Genomic DNA, 16,629 nt, shown 5'->3' with positions numbered 1-16,629 from the left:
ATAGGCGCACGATCCCTTTGACGCAGGCGCGCGCCATTGCCGGGGAGCCTCATGCGAGCCGCCCCAATATGTCTTCCAGGCAATGCGCCATGTCATCGGCCGACCAGGGTTTTTCGAGGAGATATCTCGCCCCTTCCTCCAGCGCGCGCTCCCTGATCCGCCTGTTGGGATAGGCGGTGACAAGAATGAGCGCCGCGCCGACGCCGCGCCGCTTCAATTCGCGATGCAGTTCAAGCCCGGTCATACCCCCCATCTGCACGTCGGAGACGATGCAGTCGAAAAGCTCTGGAGCCGATGCGAGCAGTCGTTCCGCGGAATCGAACATCGCCGTGTCGAACCCGAAGGACCGGATCAGGCTGGCCATGGATGAGCGTACCAGCGCATCGTCATCCACGATGGCGACCAGCCGATTCCTCTCCGGCCTGCGTCTGGATCCGGCTGCGTGCGTCATCCGGAAGTCAATCCCATTGTCAGGCCGAGTGCTGCCAGTTCCGTCGCCAGGACATCGGCGTCGTTCCGACGATGCGCCGGAACAGGCGGGTCAGATGGGCCTGATCGGTCAGCCCGCAGGCATAGGCGATCTGGGACAGGGTATCGCGGGTCTTGAGCATCAGCCATTGCGCCCGCCTGATCCGCTGGCGGATGATATAGGCGTGCGGTGTCTCTCCCAGGCTCGTCTTGAAGGCGCGGCAGAAATGCCCGGTGCTCAGCTGGGCGACGGTGGCAAGGTCCTCGGTGACGAGGGCGGTGTCGAGCTGCCGGTCGATATGGTCGGTCACGCGCCGCACCTGCCAGGCCGCCAGTCCCCCCTTTGCGAGAGGGTCCCCATGGGTCAGCCGCTGGGGCAGCAGGACGCCCTCGGGGACAGCGCTTTCGAAATCCTGTTCGAAGATCGCCGACAATTGCTCGAGATAGTGCCGGGCAAGGTTCAGGTCCCCGTCAAGGCTGTCGCGCGCGCCTGTCAGCAGGGCGACGACCTGCGTGGGGCAGGCGATCTGCGGGCGGTGCGGGGGGGATGAGGTTATGGCTGCGCTGACGAACATGAATCACTCCGCAAGGCTCTTTTCCAGGAGTGTCCTTCAGCGCCGCCGCCTGCGAAACCAACCGACCGATCAGTCCGGCATCGCTTTGATCTGGCTTGGCTATACGATGGTGTAGGTGCGGGGGTCTGGCGGGCCGATACGCGTCTGCTTTTCCGCATCCCCTTTTGGGGTGTAGCGGCGCAACCCCTTGGGGGCTTGTATGAAATGGGCGATTTTTGCTTCTTTCGGTCATGGAAGGAACCGCCATGACCGTAATGCCAGCCTTCTCGAACAAGCCCGCCGTGCTGGTCGTCGACGACGATCCGCTGGTCCGGGGCGCGCTCGATTCGCTGCTGCGGTCTGTCGGCATTGCCGTGCGCCCTTATGAGTCCGCCCGGCAATTGCTGGCCACGGCATTGCCCGATTCACCGCTCTGCCTGGTGATGGATGTGCGGATGCCGCATATCGGCGGTTTCGAATGCCACGCTTTGCTGATGGACAAGGGGCATGACATCCCCGCGATCTTCCTGACCGGGCATGGCGACATTCCCATGTCGGTAAAGGCCATGAAGGCAGGGGCCATCGATTTCCTGACCAAGCCGTTTCGCGATCAGGATATGATCGATGCGGTCAATGCCGGGCTTGCGCTTGCGCTGGAAAGACAGGTGCTGCGGGACCAAAGCCGGGCGCTGCGGGAACGGTTCGGCACGCTTTCCCGGCGGGAGCGGCAGGTGATGGACGGTGTGGTGCGTGGCCTGCTCAACAAGCAGATTGCGGCGGAAATCGGCATTACCGAGATCACGGTGAAGCTGCATCGGTCCAGCCTGATGCGGAAGATGGGCCTACGCACCGTGCCGGACCTGGTTCGTGCTGCGGCGACGCTTCCCGATACACCGGCCGAGAAGATGGTGGCCTGACAGATCAGGCTTCGGCGGGGAGGGTGAGCGTCACTTCCAGCCCGCCTTCGGGATGGTTGGCAAGGGCGATCCGGCCGTCATGCAGTTCGACGATGGACCGGCAGATCGAAAGGCCCAGCCCCATGCCCCCGCGCTTTGTCGTGAAGAACGGTTCGAACGGTTTTTCGCGCCCCGATCCGGCAAGGCCGGGACCGCGGTCGCGCAGGGTGACGCGGGCATCGGTAACCGTCAGCGACAGGTCGATCTCCACCAGCCTGTCGCCGGGGGGCAGGGGCTCCATGGCCTGGAAGGCGTTGGTGATGAGGTTCAGCAGCAATTGCTTGAGCAATATCCGGTCACCAAGGATGATGAGGTCGGCCGCGCTGCTGGCGAAGATGATCTTTGCGCCGTGCGCGCCGGCGTCGCGTCCGGCAAGGGTCACGGCATCGCGGACCAGCGCATGCAGGTTGAGCGGCGCTGTTTCGCCGCGCGCATTGGCGACCAGGTTCCGGACCCGCTGCATGACCTCATACACATTCTCGACCGCGCGGTTGAGGCCGGCGAGCGAATCGCGCGCTTCGCGGATGTCGGGCGGATCGCGGTCGAGCCAGCGCGCGGCGGCGCTCGCAAAGCCCTGGATGGCCGCGAGCGGCTGATTGATCTCATGCGCGATCGATGCCGACATGGCGCCGACGGCGGCGGTGCGCTGCACCTCGTCCAGTTCGAAGCGCGCTCGTTCGACCGTCATCTCCAGGTGCTTGCGCTGGCGGATGTCGAGGATGCTGCCGGGCACGCGGTCGAGCGGCTTGCCCGGCGAGAGGCTGAAGGCGACGATGATGTCGATCGGCTCGCCATGGGCGGCGATCACCTGGGTTTCCGCCTGGAACATGTCCCGCCGCTCGTCGATGGCGAGGATGCATTCGAGGAAACTGTCGTCATTGTCGGGAAGGAAGTCGCTGAGCCGCTGGAAGAAGGCCTGTTTGGTCGGCACGCCCATCAGGTCAAGCGCCCTGTCGTTGACATCGGTGATCCGCACCATGGCCCGCGCCTCGGCCACGAAATCCGGATGGGCGTTAAGATAGGCGCGCAGGTCGGTGATCCCGGCCGCCCGCACTGCCGCAATTGCGGCCTCCACGGGTCGGAAGTCATGTTCCCAGACCGCGACCGCCAGCGCGTTCAGGACATTTTCGTAGCGCTGCCCTTCCTGCCGGACACGTCTGTCCATCTCCTCCCGGTGCAGCAGCAGGCCGGATGTGATGATATTCGCGCCGAGGCTGATGATGAGGCGCAGCACCGGATCGATGCCGGGATGGCGTGCATGCACGATGGTGAAGCTGAGCAAGGTGAGGGCGGCGCAGCCGAGCGACCAGATAATCAGCCGGCGGCGGCCCAGGCGATCGCCGGCGATCACCAGCACCAGCACATAGAGCACCGCCAGCGCTACCTTGATCCCCGCCAGGGTGTCGATGCAGAAAATCAGCGCAGCGAGGCAAAAGGCGACCGCCTGCCTGCCACCTGTCGGGGTGGGCAGGGGCCGTTCCGCCGGTGAAGCGGGACCGGCCATGCCGGCTGTCATCGATATGTCCATGCTTTCCGGCATGAAATGACGATGATCGAGCCGTCCTGCTGCGCATAGCCCCGGCCGGGATCGATTTTGCCCCCCAAAAGAGGGGGACGCGATGCCCTCGACCTTTTCATGGTTCTGGCCGAAACCAGTGCCTGATCCAAATCCAGCGGATAATCGACAATATCCGGGCGGCGAAAAGGCCCATGCCGGTCCCTCGGCGGCCGCCCGGCCGGAAGAGAGCCAGGAGGTGAAGGTGACGGAACGGCATGCGACGGAGGAGATCGGCACGCGCGACCATCAGATGTTCCCGGCCCTGACACCTGTGCAGATGGCGACGGCGCGCCGCTTTGCCAGCGGACCGCCCCGGTCCTTCGTTCCCGATGTGCCGGTCTTTGCCGCGGGGGACCGGAACGTGCCGGTCTGGCTGGTGCTGGAAGGCTCCATCGAGGTCCTGCGGCGCGACGGGCTGGACGAGGAAGCGCCGATCACCACCCACCGCACGGGCCAGTTCACCGGGGAGGTCAGCCAGATCGACGGCCGCGCCTCCATCGCGTCGGCGCGAGCGGGCGGGGACGGCGCCACCCTGCTGCCGTTCGATGCGCCGCATCTGCGCGCGCTGATGATCGGATCGGCCGAGGTTGGGGAGATCGTCATGCGGGCGCTCATCCTGCGCCGGGTCCGGCTGATCGAGCAGGGCGGATCGGGCACCATCCTGATCGGCCGTCCGGACGACCCGCATCTGCTGCGGCTGCAGGGTTTCCTGACCCGGACGGGTTATCCCCATCTGGTCATGGACCCCCGGATCGGCGGCGAGAGCCGCGATTTCATGGAGCGGCTGGCGCTTCTGCCCGGCGACCTGCCGCTGCTGGTCTGCCCCAATGGGGCAATGCTGAAGCGTCCGGACGAACGGCAACTGGCGCTGTGCCTTGGCATATTGCCCGCCATCGACGGCGAGAAGGTCTATGACATCGCCATTGTGGGCGCCGGGCCCGCCGGGCTGGCCGCGGCGGTCTATGGTGCTTCGGAAGGGCTTTCCGCCCTCGTGCTCGACGAACGCGCCATGGGCGGGCAGGCCGGGGCGTCGGCCCGGATCGAAAATTATCTGGGCTTCCCGACCGGCATATCGGGGCAGGCGCTGGCCGGCCGGGCATTCAACCAGGCGCTCAAATTCGGGGCGGAGGTCGCCGTTCCGATGGGCGTCGAGCGGCTGGAACGCATCGGGGGACGGCTGCGCCTCTCACTGTCCGGCGGCTCGGCCGTCACGGCCCGCACCGTGGTCATCGCGTCGGGCGCCGCCTATCGGAAGCCCGACATTCCCTCCCTCTCCCGTTTCGAGGGGGCGGGCATCTCCTATTGGGCCTCGCCAGTCGAGGCGCGCCTGTGCGCCGGGAAGGAGGTGGCGCTGATCGGCGGCGGCAATTCCGCCGGGCAGGCGATCGTCTTCCTCGCCGCCTATGTGAAGCGGGTCCATGTCTTCGTCCGGCGCGACCTGTCCGAAACCATGTCCCGCTATCTGATCGACCGGATCGCCGCACTTTCCAATGTGGAGCTGCATGTCGGCGCCGACCTTGTCGAGCTGGAAGGGGAGGATGGCGTGCCCGCCTGCGCGGTCGTGCGCGACCGCGCGACCGACGCTCTCACGCGTCATGCCGTGGCGCACCTGTTCCTCTTCATCGGCGCGACGCCGCACACGCACTGGCTGGGCGGATCGATCGGCACGGACGACAGGGGCTTCATCCTGACGGGTGCTTCGGCCCTGCCGCTCGAAACCAGCATGGCGGGCGTCTTTGCCATTGGCGATGTGCGCGCCGGTTCGACCAAGCGGGTCGCCGCCGCGGTCGGCGACGGCGCCGCTGCCATCGCCCAGATCCACGCCTATCTGAGTGAAGCCGAAAAGGAGGCGTCATGACAATCTGTACCCACAAAGATGCGATCCATGCGGTCGTGCCGAGCGCGCTGGGCTGCGAGGAATGTCTGAAGATGGGGAGTAGCTGGGTGCATCTGCGGCTGTGCCGGACCTGCGGGCATGTCGGCTGTTGCGACTCCTCGCCGATGCGTCATGCGCGCGCGCATTTCGAAGGGACGGGGCATCCGATCATCGAGGGATATGATCCCCCCGAAGGCTGGGGATGGTGCTATGTTGACCGGCAGGCGATCAGGCTTCCCGAGAGGACGCCGCAGCGCGGTCCCATTCCCCGATTCCTCTGACGGGAGGACCATCCATCTGCATCGCCGTCAGGGCGTGGCCAGTTCGCCGGTCGCGGTCTGACGGCGGAACTCGCTGGGCGACACGCCGATATGCTGGGTGAAGAAACGGGTGAAATTGCTGTGGCCGGCAAATCCCAGCTCGTCGGCCAGTTCGATGAGCGGCAGGTCGGTGGTGCTGAGGCGCCGGGTCGCGGCGGTCAGCCGGACATAATCGGCATAATGCTGGGGCGAGGTGCCGACGCAGCGGCGGAACTGTTCGAAGAAGCGCGACCGGGACAGGCCGACCTCGCGCGCGACCTCCTCCATGCGCGGGTTCCGCAGCGCATGGTCGTGGATGTAGGAAAGCGCCTTGCGGATACGGAAATCGACCATGCGGCGGCGCGGAAGCGCGGCCCGGTCGACCGACTGGTCGGCATGGTGCACAACCAGCGCGTCCATCAGGTTCAGCAACAGTTCGTCGCACTGATCCTCCACGTCGCGCACATGGGTCGGGATCGCCGAGGCCAGGCGGTTCGCCAGCATCCGGACATCGTCGTTGAGCCGGGCGCTGGCCAGCGGGAACAGGCTTTCCACTACCGTTGCGGTTTCGGGCAGGACTTCGGACAGCCAGGCCGGCTCGATGAACAGGGACAGGATCAGCGTCGGCTTGCCGTCATTGGCGAGCTTGGCATGGGGCAGCCAGGAATTGAAGAGCAGGACGCTATCGTCGTCCAGCACCAGATCCTTCCCGCCCGCCTGGAACAGCGCGTCCGCGCCGCCCATCTTGAACAGGATGTTGATCTGGCGATGGCAATGTTCGACCAGCGGACGGTCGTTCAGGTTGACGGTTGCTCGTCCGAAACGGCCGGAAAATATCCAGATCAGTCGTTCCTGCATTATGCCGCCCATATCCTCGTCCCATCTTTTTCGTTGCCGCCAGCCGAGCCGTATCTAACGCAAATGGGCGCGGAGCGAACCGCTCCATCCCCATCCCGCTTCGAAAAACCGGACTGATTGGCAAGCCGATGGATCGTGCCGACAGCGCGCCGTGAACGGCCGTGCCAGAGAAGGAGCGACGGAACAGAGGGCGACACGCCCCGCCGGATACACAGGACAGGGGAAGAGAGAGGATGGGAATGATTGCGCAAGAGCAGGGATCGATGGAGAGGCGCCGCCTGAACCGCCGCAGCCGCCTGAAGGCGACGAGCGCGGCGGCCGCGATCCTGTGCCTGATCGATGCCGGCGCGGCCCGCGCCCAGATGGCGGAAGCGGCGGCGCAGGCGAAGGGGGAAGTATCGGTGAGCGATATCGTGGTCACCGGCTCCCGCGTGGTGCGGGAGGGCTTCACCGCGCCGACGCCCACCACCGTCATCGGGGTGGAGCAGATCAGGGCGGCCGCGCCCGCCAGCATCGCCGATTATGTCAACCAGTTGCCGGCGCTGGTCGGGTCGAACACGCCGCGCATCGCCAATACGGGCGCTTCGGCGACGGTCGGCTCCAACCTCTTCAACCTGCGCAGCCTGGGTGCGAACCGGACGCTGGTGCTGCTGGACGGGCATCGGGTGGTGCCGTCCACCATCACCGGCAATGTCGACATCAACCTGCTGCCGCAGGCGCTGGTCCAGCGCGTCGACGTGGTGACGGGCGGCGCATCGGCGGCCTGGGGATCGGACGCGGTCGCGGGGGTCGTCAATTTCGTCCTCGACCGCAAGTTCGAGGGCGCGATGGCGAACATCCAGAGCGGTATCGCCGACGCGGGCGACGCGCGGAGTTTCAAGGCGGAGCTTTCCTACGGCACCAGCTTTGCCGGCGGGCGCGGCCATTTCATCCTGAGCGGCGAATATCATGACGATGACGGGGCGGGGAAGGCGACCTCGCGCGACTGGTTCAAGGGGCGCAAGGTCATCTTCAACCCCGGCTGGACGGCGACGAACGGCCAGCCCCGACGCATCATCCGGACGGGCGTAGGCGCCAGCAACGAAACCTCCGGCGGGCTGATCACCGGACCGGCGACCGTCACGGTCGGCGGCGTCACCCGGCCCAATACGCTGCGCAACATGCAGTTCGGGCCGGGCGGCACGCTGATGCCCTATGATCCCGGCACGGTCAGCGGCATTTCCGCCTTTGGCGGCGATGTCGAGGACATCAGCCAGGCGATCGAACTGGCCGTGCCGCTGCGCTACGGCACCGCTTATGGTCGGTTGAGCTATGACCTGACGCCCGGCATCACCGTCTATGGCGAGGCGAACTATGCCAGGGCCTGGAACGAGATCGTCGCCCGTGTCTATGACCGTGGCGGCAATATCACGATCCAGCGCGACAATGCCTTCCTGCCCGCGGACGTCCGCACGCAAATGGCGTCGCTGGGCCTCAATAGCTTCCAGATGGGGCGCATGTTCCTCGACTGGGGCCCGTTGCGCGGGCGCAACCGGCGTGAGCAGCAACGCTATGTCGCCGGGCTGGAGGGCAGGCTGGCCGGCGGTTGGTCCTGGGACGCCTATGTCCAGCATGGGGTGACCGATTTCTCGACCGGCGCCTATGCCAACAATCCCATCGTCGCCAATTTCAACCGCGCGGTCGATGCGGTCGCCAATCCGGCCAACGGCCAGATCGTCTGCCGGTCGACCCTGGCCGATCCGACCAATGGCTGCGTGCCGCTCAACATCTTCGGGGCCGGGTCAAGTTCGCAGGCCGCGCGCAACTATGTCTTCGGCCGCTCTGTGCAGGACATCCGCATCCAGCAGGATGTGGCGGCGGCCAGCCTGCGCGGTGAGCCTTTCTCGCTCTGGGCCGGGCCGGTTTCTGTTGCCCTCGGCGTTGAGGCGCGGCGCGAGAAATATCGTTCCACGGCCGACGCCCTTTCGTTGACCGACGCTTTCTTCGTCGGCAATTTCAAGCCGTCGCGGGGCAAATATGACGTCAAGGAAGCCTTTTTCGAAACGGTGGTGCCGCTGCTGGCGGACAAGTCCTTCGTCAAGTCGCTCGACCTCAACGCCGCCATCCGCCTGACCGACTACAGCCTCAGCGGATCGGTGACGACCTGGAAAGTCGGTTCGACCTGGGATCTGGACGACCAGTTCCGTGTCCGGGGCGTCGTCTCACGCGACATCCGCGCGCCCAATCTCAGCGAACTTTTCCAGGGCGGCGCCACGCTCAACCAGACCGTGGACGATCCGGTGACGGGCACCAGCTACAGTTCGCGTACCGTCAGCCAGGGCAATCCGGACCTGAAGCCGGAAAGGGCGGACACCAGGTCGTTCGGTATCGTCTATCGCCCGGCCTGGCTTCGCGGCCTGTCGCTCTCGGTCGATTATTTCGACATCAAGATCGACGGCGCGATCGCCAGCCTGATCGCCCAGCGCGTGATCGACAAATGCCAGCAGGGGATCACCGCGCAATGCGGCTTCATCACCCGCGGATCGCCTGCCGGACCGATCACCAGCATCCTGCTGGTGCCGCAGAACATCAATGCGGAACGAACAAGGGGCGTTGATATCGAGGGGACTTACCGCACGGAACTGGGCAAGGGCGACCTCATATTGCGGGCGGTCGCGACCTATGTGGACCAACGGTCGGAGAAGGCCGACGGGCAGAAGGTAGACTATGCCGGGACCAACGCCAATGAATCGCAACCGTCCAAGGCGGTGCCGCGCTGGCGGGGCATGGCCTCCGCCACCTATGATCTGGGCAAGGTCGCCTCCACCCTGACCGGCCGCTTCATCAGCGCGGGCAAGCTCAACAACGCGTGGGTCGAGGGCGTCGATATCGACGACAACAGCGTGTCCTCCGCCTTCTATCTCGACTGGTCGATGACCTGGCGCATCGACGGCGCCGCCAAGGGCACGGAGGTCTATTTCGCGGTGCAGAACCTGCTCGACAAGGGCCCGCCGGCCTCGCCCAACTATTCGACCGCCAGCACGATCCAGACCGGCGTCAACGGCTATATCTATGACGTCATCGGCCGCCAGTTCCGCGTCGGCGTGCGCACCAGATTTTGAAGGAACAGGGATTTTGACAGGAGAAAAACCGATGCTGTGCAAGAAGCTGCATCATGCCGCATTCCGGTGTGTGGATGCGGCGGAGACGGTGGAGTTCTACACCACCGTCCTTGGCCTTACATTCACCCACGCCATGGGGGAGGATCATGTGCCCTCCACCGGCGAATATAGTCCGCACATCCACATCTTCTTCGAGATGGAGGACGGGTCCAACATCGCCTTTTTCGAAGTGCCCAAGGCGCCGCCCGGCATCAAGGACCGCAACACCCCCGACTGGGTGCAGCATTTCGCCTTCGAGGTTGAAAGCGTCGACGCGCTCAACAAGGCCAAGGCCGAACTGGAGGCGAAGGGCATCGACGTGCTCGGTCCCACCGACCATGACGATTTCATCCTCTCCATCTATTTCTTCGACCCCTCCGGGCACCGGCTGGAACTGACGGCCCGTACCGGGACGCCGGAACAGCATGCGCGATTCGAGCAGGAAGCCGTGGCGGTGCTCGACTGCTGGAACGAAACCCATGACTGGTCGAACCGGGAGCGCGTCTTCGGCAGCGCCAGCGGCTATCGGCGGGAGGTGCTGCAATGAAGCTGGCAAGTCTGAACGAGGGCGGCCGCGATGGCCGGCTTCTGGTCGTTTCGGCCGACATGCGCAAGGCGGTGCGGGCGACGGGTATCGCACCGACCCTGCAGGCCGCGCTCGATGACTGGGCGGATGCCGAACCGGCGCTGCATGCACTGGAGCGGGCGCTGGCCGAGGGCAGGGCGGAGGGCGCGTTCGATTTCGATCCCGCCGCCGCGCTGGCGCCGTTGCCGCGCGCCTATCAGTTCCTCGACGGCAGCGCCTATTATCATCACATGTCGGTGGTCCGCGCCGCGCGTGGCGCCAGGCCGCCGGAGGATTTCTTCGAGGTTCCGCTGATGTATCAGGGCCTTTCGGACCCCATTCTCGGCCCCGGACAGCCCCTGCGGCTGACCGAGGACGAGGCGCTGGGCATCGACATAGAGGCGGAGATCGCGGTCATCACCGGCGACGTGCCGATGGGTGTGACAGTCGAGGACGCGCCGGGCCATGTGCGGCTGATCGTGCTGCTGAACGATTATTCGCTGCGTGGCGTGATTCCGCCCGAAATCGGCCGCGGTTTCGGTTTCCTCCAGGGCAAGTGCGTCAACAGCATGGGGCCGGTGGCGGTGACCCCCGACGAGCTGGGCGACGCGTGGAACGGGCGGCTGCTGTCGGGCATCTATCGCATCCACATCAACGGCAGGCGATTGGGGGAGCTTCAGCCGGGCATCGACGCCAGTTTCGATTACGCCCAGCTGATCGCCCATGCGGCGCGGACGCGGGAGTTGCGCGCGGGCACGGTGATCGGCGCGGGCGCACTCGCCAATGCCGATCATGCCCGGCACGGCAGCGGCTGCATCGCCGAGGAGAGGGCGCATGAGCAGCTTCGCAACGGGGCGCCCACCACGCCCTATCTGCGTTTTGGCGACCATGTCCGGCTGGAGATGTTCGATGCGCGGGACGTCTCCCTCTTCGGCGCGATCGATCAGCGCGTCGAACGGTATGTCGCGGCATGAGCGCGCCGGTCATCGGGCACGCCCTGCGGGGACGTGGACCGCGCCATCTGCTGGCGCTGCACGGCTGGTTCGGGGATCATCGCAGCTTCGATCCCCTGCTACCGCATTTCAGCGAGGATGACTGGTCGCTCGCGTTGATGGACCAGCGGGGCTACGGCCTTTCCGGCGACCGCGCCGGTCCCTATGATGTCGCGACCATCGCCGCGGACGCGCTGGCGCTGGCGGACCATCTGGGCTGGGACAGCTTTGCCGTCGCCGGTCATTCCATGGGAGGAAAGGCGGCCCTGCGCGTCGCGGCCGAAGCCCCCGGCCGGGTCGAAGCGCTGGTCGGGATCGCGCCCGTCTGGGCGGGCGCGGCGCCCTTTGATGCCGACGCGCTGGCCTTGTTCCGATCGGCGGCGAGGGACAATGGCGCGCGCGAGATGATCATCCGGCATTCGACGTCGGACAGGCTGTCCGATGCGCTTTATGCCGATCTTGTGCGGGATTCGGAACGAACCGCCAGCATCGAGGCCTTTGCCGCCTATTTCGAATCCTGGGCGCTCGACGATTTCACCGCGCTGGCGGACGGTCTGCCGGTGCCGGCGCAAGTCATTGTCGGGCGTTTCGATCAGGCGATCACGGCGGAACTGGTCGACGCCACCTGGCGTAGGCATCTGCCCTCCTGCGACCTGCTGGTCCTCGAAAATGCCGGGCATTATCCGATGCAGGAAGATCCGTCGGCACTGGCGGCGGCGATGATCGGCTTCCTGAGTGCGGGAACATCCAGATAGGAGCTGATCGGAGGAAGATATGTCGACACGTCCCTCTGGAATCGGATGAGGTTCATGACGTTCGCTTTCTCGTTGTTCGACACTTTGTCATTCGGCGCTGGGCGGGCTATCTCCAAAAGCGGCTGGACCTCGTCGAGACCCCTGAGTGCATCGCGGATGAACTCGAATTTGTTTTCGCCAAAAGGCGGCGGCCTAGTCAAATTGAGGGAAGTGGGGCCACGTCGCCTTGGGTAAACATTCCTGGCGCTCCATCTGCCAAGGCTGCATCCCGCTTCATTGCGGGTGCTGGTCTTGGCATGGACGAATCCGTTGCTGCGGTGGAGGCGTGAAAGGTTCGTTTGGCCGATGCGATCAATGAGATCTGCAAAGAGATCGTCGTATCGCCCAGACCATGTATTTGGGGGAAGGTGTTGCGGCATAGAAAGCTAATAATTGCCGGTGCGGTAATGGCAGTAGCCGCCGGGTTCGGCTGGGCTTGGCAGGCCAACATGTTTCGGACGAACCCCACGATCGACTTTTCCGGGCCGGTTGCGAGTTGGGATTATTGGGGCAATGATGCCGGCGGGTCGCGCTATTCGCCGCTGACACAGATCACCCCTGCAAATGTCTGGGCGCTCAAACCTGTCTGGACCTACCATGTCGGGATGGTCGAAGGCACCCCGCAATTCTCGTCCCCGACGTTGGAAGCGACGCCGATCGTCGCTGAAAATCGCCTGTATATATGCTCCGGCAACGGCCGCATTGCTTCCATCAATCCTGAAACCGGCAAGGAAATCTGGGCCGTCCAGCCCAGGTCGGACAATTTCAGTACCTATCTGATCAATTGCCGCGGGGTCACCTATGCGCGCGACGTGGAGGTGGAGAAAGGCAGGCTGTGTGCGGGCAAGATAGTTGCGGGCACGCTGGATGGCCGCATGCTGGCCTTCGATTCCGTCACGGGCAGGTCATGCCCGGCCTTCGGCGCGAACGGCGTTGTCGATCTGAAGCGCGACCTTGGCAAATATGAGCGCGGCGACATATCGATTTCATCGCCGCCGGTGGTGATTGGGACCAATATCGTCACCAATAATCGCATTGCCGATAATATTCGCACCGATATGCCCGCTGGCGTAATCCGTGCTTTCGACATTCACACGGGCCGACCGACATGGTCCTGGAACGCCCTGCCTCCGGGCATGTCCGATAAAGGCGATGCGCCCAAAGGTGAGGCATTCGTGCGTTCGACGCCCAATAGCTGGGCGCCGATGTCAGTCGATCCGGCGCTTAATCTGGTCTATGTTCCCATGGGCAACGCCCCGCCGGATCACATTGCCGCGCACCGCAAGGGGCTGGATTATTATTCCAGTGCGGTCGTCGCGCTGGATGCTACAACGGGTAAGGTACGCTGGCACTTCAATACCGTGCGCAAGGATGTCTGGGATTACGACGTTCCGTCACAGCCGGTATTGTTCGATCTGCCCACTGCAAATGGCACCGTGCCCGCTCTGGCCCAGGCGACCAAGATCGGGCATATCTTCATTCTTGATCGACGGACGGGCCGTCCCTTGTCGCCGGTGGAGGAGCGCCGCGTGCCGGCAAGCAGGCTGCCGGGTGAAAAACTTTCACCGACACAGCCGTTTCCGGCCAATCCTGCCTTTATCCTGCGCGATCCTGACTTGTCCGACAGCGATATGTGGGGCTTTACACCCTATGACAAATATAGGTGCAAACAGGCTTTCCGTTCCCATGATTATGCGGGTCCGTTCACCCCACCCTCAACCAGAGGATGGGTTCAGTTCCCCAGCTTCATGGGCGCTTCGAACTGGGGCAGCGTTTCGATCGACCGTAAGCGCGGTATCCTGATCGCCAACACCAATCAGGTCCCGGCGATCATGCAATTGATCCCGCAGGCGGACATCGCAAGACGCACGGCCGCTGGTGAAAAGATCATCCCCACGAAGGGCGCTGCATACGGCCTGTCGATGAAGCCGTTTCTTTCACCCTTTGGCGCACCATGCAATCGCCCCCCATGGGGGCGCCTGACGGCGATCGACCTGAAGGCCGGCAAGGTCTTGTGGAACGTGCCGCTCGGCACCACCCGCGATCAGGCGCCGTTTCCGTTGTGGTTCAAGATCGGCGTCCCCAATATGGGCGGCACGATGCTGACCGCATCGGGGCTGATCTTCATCGGGGCGACTACGGACCAATATTTTCGCGCATATGATGTCAGGACCGGAAAGGTCGTGTGGCGCGCGCGCTTGCCCGCAGGGGGGCAGGCCACGCCAATGACCTATCGTCTGACGAAAAATGGCCGCCAATATGTCGTCATCGCCGCAGGAGGGCACAAATTCATGGGGACAGGCCTTGGCGATTCCCTGATCGCCTATGCGTTGCCAGATGGGTCCTGAATGGGGTGATTGGCTGAAGTTGTTATGGGAGGATCAGGATGACGGCGGACGATTATTTTGCCATTCAGAATATATTGTTCAGCTATCCGTTCGCACTGGACGCTGGTGACTTCGATGCGGTGGGCGAATTGCTGGGCGATGCCCTGGTGCGAAGTGGCGGCGCGATCATTGCCGATCGCAATCCGGCTGCCGTGGCCAGGTCATTCCGCGATTGGGTGCTGACCTATGCGGACGGCACTCCACGCACGCGGCATATGCTGGCCAATGTGATGATCGTCCCCGAAGGGGAAGGCAGGGTTCGCGTCAGTTCCTATGTCATGGTGTTTCAGCAGGCTGAGGATGGGCCGCTGCAGCCTGTCATCGGGGGCGATTATCTCGACCGGCTGGAGAAAAGGGACGGGAACTGGCGGATCGTCGAAAGGACGATGGGGAATGACCTTGTGGGCGATCTCTCCCGTCACGGGCGTGATCTTGGAACGATCCGGCCGACGCGGGCGAATGGCGCGCGACCACTGGCCCGTTAGAGCATCGTGCGCAAAAGTGGGCGAGCCGGAGGCACGTGACTCCGAGCTCGGGTTTTGCGCTTAAAACGATGCGACAACAAAAGCTTAGAGAGCGATGAAACAGGCATTTTCGGCGATGCAATTGCCATGCCGGTCAATTCTGGGACGGGGCCGGCCCTCCTTATTTTTCCTACAGCCGTGCATCCCATTCTTGCACGGCTGTAATGTCGGATGATATTGCGTTCAAATATTTGAACCAAATTTCTTTATTGACGCGCCCCTCGTGTGAAATGACTGGAATCCTCAAAGGGCGCTATCATCACCAGAAGGAACGGAGTGAAGCAATCTTTCCGTTTTTTGACGCCTTATAGATATTGATCGCGCGGGACGATTGCGTGGTGCCATCCTTCATGGTGACATGCAGTGTCACTGAAACCGCAGCTTCGTTCCCACGGACTACCTGATGGTGGATCTCATAATTGAAGGACTGCTGGAAACTCATGAACATATCATAGAAACGGCCGATTGCTTCTTTGCCGTTTTGCCCTTCACCAGACGGATCCCATTCGCATGGCCCCACGGGGTCCTGGACCACCGCATCGTCTTCGAACAGGGCGAGCCAGCCTGTGCGATCCTGTGCCTTCACCGCGTTCAATGACGCCAATGGCATATCTTCGGTATTCATCCTGTTTCTCCTTTTTGCGTTGGCAACTCTCGAGAGGAGAGTGCCGTGAGGTCTGGCCTGTCGAACACCCCCAAATCGACTAGGACGGATCGACATTCAGTTCTGGCGGCCTGCAAATGGCGCTTTCCTGCGCTTCCGGTGCTCACGTACTTTTAGTACGCTGCGCTCCGGGTCGCAGAAAACCACCATTTTCGGCAGGCCATCTCCTGAATGTCGATCCGTCCTGGGCCGCATGAAGAAGGTGACGGAAATGTGGCTTTCACGATGTGGCCCGGGCTTCGTCAGCCGGCTGTCTGCGCACCATCGACGGGAAAGGATATGCCGCTGATAGTGCGGGCATCCGTCGAGCCGAGAAAGGCCACCGCTGCGGCAACGTCCTCAGGGTCGATCATGTCGCCCATCTTGGAGGCGTTGCGCATCAGCAGGGCCGGGTCCATGTCGTCCGGCCAATCCAGCGTTCCGGTCATGGGCGTCTTGACCCCGGTCGGGCAGATCGCGTTGACGCGGACCCCCTGGCTGGCGAATTCGATCGCCAGTGACTTGGTCATGGCGAGTACCCCGGCCTTGCTGGCGCAATAGGCGCTGTTATAGGCAATGCCTACCAATCCCGCTGCCGAGCTCATGTTGACGATATTGCCTCTGGTGGCGAGGAGATGCGGCATTGCGGCCTTGGCCAGATAATAAAGACTGTTGAGGTTGATCCGCACCACACGGTCGAACTGTTCCTCACTGAAGCGGTGTAGCGGACCCCAGTCCATGACGCCTGCAATGTTGCATAACATGTCGAGCTTGCCGCTGCGGGCAACGGCAGCCGCAATCATCTCGCGGCACGATGCCGCGTCGGCTCCATCGAAGCCCAGACCATAATGCCCGGTCCCGGAGAGGTTTTCTGCCGTTGCCACTGCGCCTTGCTCGTCAATATCCGCGCAGATGATGCGTGCACCTTCCACGGCGAGCCGTATCGCTGTCGCTTTACCGATCCCCGACGCCGCGCCGGTGACGATCACATCCTTGTCCTTATAGCGCATGGCTT

At 63.7% G+C, this 16,629-nt stretch carries 15 protein-coding genes; 9 read left to right on the top strand and 6 right to left on the bottom strand.

From position 1 onward, the window contains the following. Nucleotides 1-49: 49 nt before the first annotated feature. Nucleotides 50-451: a response regulator transcription factor gene (locus HUK73_RS20930; RefSeq protein WP_176593772.1), complete on the bottom strand. Its 402-nt coding sequence runs from the start codon at nucleotides 449-451 to the stop codon at nucleotides 50-52. Nucleotides 452-470: 19 nt separating this feature from the next. Then, on the bottom strand, nucleotides 471-1,043 hold the full coding sequence (locus HUK73_RS20925) for a helix-turn-helix domain-containing protein (RefSeq protein WP_176593771.1): 573 nt from the start codon (nucleotides 1,041-1,043) through the stop codon (nucleotides 471-473). A gap of 245 nt (nucleotides 1,044-1,288) precedes the next feature. On the opposite strand from HUK73_RS20925, the gene HUK73_RS20920 reads away from it, so the two are divergent. Next, nucleotides 1,289-1,939 carry a response regulator transcription factor gene (locus HUK73_RS20920; RefSeq protein ID WP_176593770.1) on the top strand — a complete coding sequence of 217 codons (651 nt, stop codon included), beginning with the start codon at nucleotides 1,289-1,291 and terminating at the stop codon, nucleotides 1,937-1,939. A gap of 4 nt (nucleotides 1,940-1,943) precedes the next feature. On the opposite strand, the gene HUK73_RS20915 is transcribed toward HUK73_RS20920, so the two are convergent. Next, nucleotides 1,944-3,494 carry a sensor histidine kinase gene (locus HUK73_RS20915; protein ID WP_176593769.1) on the bottom strand — a complete coding sequence of 517 codons (1,551 nt, stop codon included), beginning with the start codon at nucleotides 3,492-3,494 and terminating at the stop codon, nucleotides 1,944-1,946. Nucleotides 3,495-3,633: 139 nt separating this feature from the next. On the opposite strand from HUK73_RS20915, the gene HUK73_RS20910 reads away from it, so the two are divergent. After that, nucleotides 3,634-5,394 (top strand): FAD-dependent oxidoreductase, encoded by a 1,761-nt coding sequence (locus HUK73_RS20910; RefSeq protein WP_369805586.1) that lies wholly within the window; start codon nucleotides 3,634-3,636, stop codon nucleotides 5,392-5,394. Then, nucleotides 5,391-5,693 carry a UBP-type zinc finger domain-containing protein gene (locus HUK73_RS20905; protein ID WP_176593767.1) on the top strand — a complete coding sequence of 101 codons (303 nt, stop codon included), beginning with the start codon at nucleotides 5,391-5,393 and terminating at the stop codon, nucleotides 5,691-5,693. Before HUK73_RS20910 ends, HUK73_RS20905 begins: the two co-directional genes overlap by 4 nt. A 27-nt stretch (nucleotides 5,694-5,720) precedes the next feature. Here the strand turns inward: HUK73_RS20905 and HUK73_RS20900 are convergent, their stop codons facing one another. Continuing rightward, complete coding sequence (locus HUK73_RS20900; RefSeq protein ID WP_255326469.1) at nucleotides 5,721-6,569, bottom strand: AraC family transcriptional regulator; 849 nt, start codon at nucleotides 6,567-6,569, stop codon at nucleotides 5,721-5,723. A gap of 239 nt (nucleotides 6,570-6,808) precedes the next feature. On the opposite strand from HUK73_RS20900, the gene HUK73_RS20895 reads away from it, so the two are divergent. The 6 genes from HUK73_RS20895 to HUK73_RS20870 all read left to right on the top strand — a co-directional run bounded on the left by HUK73_RS20895 (nucleotide 6,809) and on the right by HUK73_RS20870 (nucleotide 14,932). Further along, nucleotides 6,809-9,670 carry a TonB-dependent receptor domain-containing protein gene (locus tag HUK73_RS20895; protein WP_176593765.1) on the top strand — a complete coding sequence of 954 codons (2,862 nt, stop codon included), beginning with the start codon at nucleotides 6,809-6,811 and terminating at the stop codon, nucleotides 9,668-9,670. Between the two features lie 31 nt (nucleotides 9,671-9,701). Beyond that, nucleotides 9,702-10,256 (top strand): VOC family protein, encoded by a 555-nt coding sequence (locus HUK73_RS20890; protein ID WP_176593764.1) that lies wholly within the window; start codon nucleotides 9,702-9,704, stop codon nucleotides 10,254-10,256. Beyond that, on the top strand, nucleotides 10,253-11,248 hold the full coding sequence (locus HUK73_RS20885) for a fumarylacetoacetate hydrolase family protein (RefSeq protein ID WP_176593763.1): 996 nt from the start codon (nucleotides 10,253-10,255) through the stop codon (nucleotides 11,246-11,248). Before HUK73_RS20890 ends, HUK73_RS20885 begins: the two co-directional genes overlap by 4 nt. Further along, the gene (locus HUK73_RS20880; RefSeq protein WP_176593762.1) at nucleotides 11,245-12,021 is read left to right on the top strand and encodes an alpha/beta fold hydrolase; all 777 of its coding nucleotides are present in this window, start codon (nucleotides 11,245-11,247) and stop codon (nucleotides 12,019-12,021) included. Before HUK73_RS20885 ends, HUK73_RS20880 begins: the two co-directional genes overlap by 4 nt. A gap of 488 nt (nucleotides 12,022-12,509) precedes the next feature. Then, nucleotides 12,510-14,408: a pyrroloquinoline quinone-dependent dehydrogenase gene (locus HUK73_RS20875; protein ID WP_255326468.1), complete on the top strand. Its 1,899-nt coding sequence runs from the start codon at nucleotides 12,510-12,512 to the stop codon at nucleotides 14,406-14,408. Nucleotides 14,409-14,446: 38 nt separating this feature from the next. Next, entirely contained in the window at nucleotides 14,447-14,932 is a 486-nt protein-coding gene (locus HUK73_RS20870; protein WP_176593760.1) for a nuclear transport factor 2 family protein, read from the top strand. A gap of 298 nt (nucleotides 14,933-15,230) precedes the next feature. On the opposite strand, the gene HUK73_RS20865 is transcribed toward HUK73_RS20870, so the two are convergent. Both HUK73_RS20865 and HUK73_RS20860 read right to left on the bottom strand, forming a co-directional pair. Continuing rightward, complete coding sequence (locus HUK73_RS20865) at nucleotides 15,231-15,596, bottom strand: nuclear transport factor 2 family protein (RefSeq protein WP_176593759.1); 366 nt, start codon at nucleotides 15,594-15,596, stop codon at nucleotides 15,231-15,233. 281 nt (nucleotides 15,597-15,877) lie between these two features. Next, the gene (locus HUK73_RS20860; RefSeq protein WP_176593758.1) at nucleotides 15,878-16,624 is read right to left on the bottom strand and encodes an SDR family NAD(P)-dependent oxidoreductase; all 747 of its coding nucleotides are present in this window, start codon (nucleotides 16,622-16,624) and stop codon (nucleotides 15,878-15,880) included. Nucleotides 16,625-16,629: the final 5 nt, after the last annotated feature.

The sequence above is a fragment of the Sphingobium sp. EM0848 genome (genome assembly GCF_013375555.1).
Classification (GTDB): Bacteria; Pseudomonadota; Alphaproteobacteria; order Sphingomonadales; family Sphingomonadaceae; genus Sphingobium.
Note: the sequence above shows the minus strand (reverse complement) of the source record. Positions and strands in the feature narration are given on the sequence as shown.

Coding starts and splice junctions, on each gene's coding strand:
- HUK73_RS20930 (WP_176593772.1), bottom strand. CDS start 451: ATGACGCACGCAGCCGGATCCAGACGCAGGCCGGAGAGGAATCGGCTG.
- HUK73_RS20925 (WP_176593771.1), bottom strand. CDS start 1,043: ATGTTCGTCAGCGCAGCCATAACCTCATCCCCCCCGCACCGCCCGCAG.
- HUK73_RS20920 (WP_176593770.1), top strand. CDS start 1,289: ATGACCGTAATGCCAGCCTTCTCGAACAAGCCCGCCGTGCTGGTCGTC.
- HUK73_RS20915 (WP_176593769.1), bottom strand. CDS start 3,494: ATGACAGCCGGCATGGCCGGTCCCGCTTCACCGGCGGAACGGCCCCTG.
- HUK73_RS20905 (WP_176593767.1), top strand. CDS start 5,391: ATGACAATCTGTACCCACAAAGATGCGATCCATGCGGTCGTGCCGAGC.
- HUK73_RS20900 (WP_255326469.1), bottom strand. CDS start 6,569: ATGCAGGAACGACTGATCTGGATATTTTCCGGCCGTTTCGGACGAGCA.
- HUK73_RS20895 (WP_176593765.1), top strand. CDS start 6,809: ATGATTGCGCAAGAGCAGGGATCGATGGAGAGGCGCCGCCTGAACCGC.
- HUK73_RS20890 (WP_176593764.1), top strand. CDS start 9,702: ATGCTGTGCAAGAAGCTGCATCATGCCGCATTCCGGTGTGTGGATGCG.
- HUK73_RS20885 (WP_176593763.1), top strand. CDS start 10,253: ATGAAGCTGGCAAGTCTGAACGAGGGCGGCCGCGATGGCCGGCTTCTG.
- HUK73_RS20880 (WP_176593762.1), top strand. CDS start 11,245: ATGAGCGCGCCGGTCATCGGGCACGCCCTGCGGGGACGTGGACCGCGC.
- HUK73_RS20875 (WP_255326468.1), top strand. CDS start 12,510: ATGTTTCGGACGAACCCCACGATCGACTTTTCCGGGCCGGTTGCGAGT.
- HUK73_RS20870 (WP_176593760.1), top strand. CDS start 14,447: ATGACGGCGGACGATTATTTTGCCATTCAGAATATATTGTTCAGCTAT.
- HUK73_RS20865 (WP_176593759.1), bottom strand. CDS start 15,596: ATGAATACCGAAGATATGCCATTGGCGTCATTGAACGCGGTGAAGGCA.
- HUK73_RS20860 (WP_176593758.1), bottom strand. CDS start 16,624: ATGCGCTATAAGGACAAGGATGTGATCGTCACCGGCGCGGCGTCGGGG.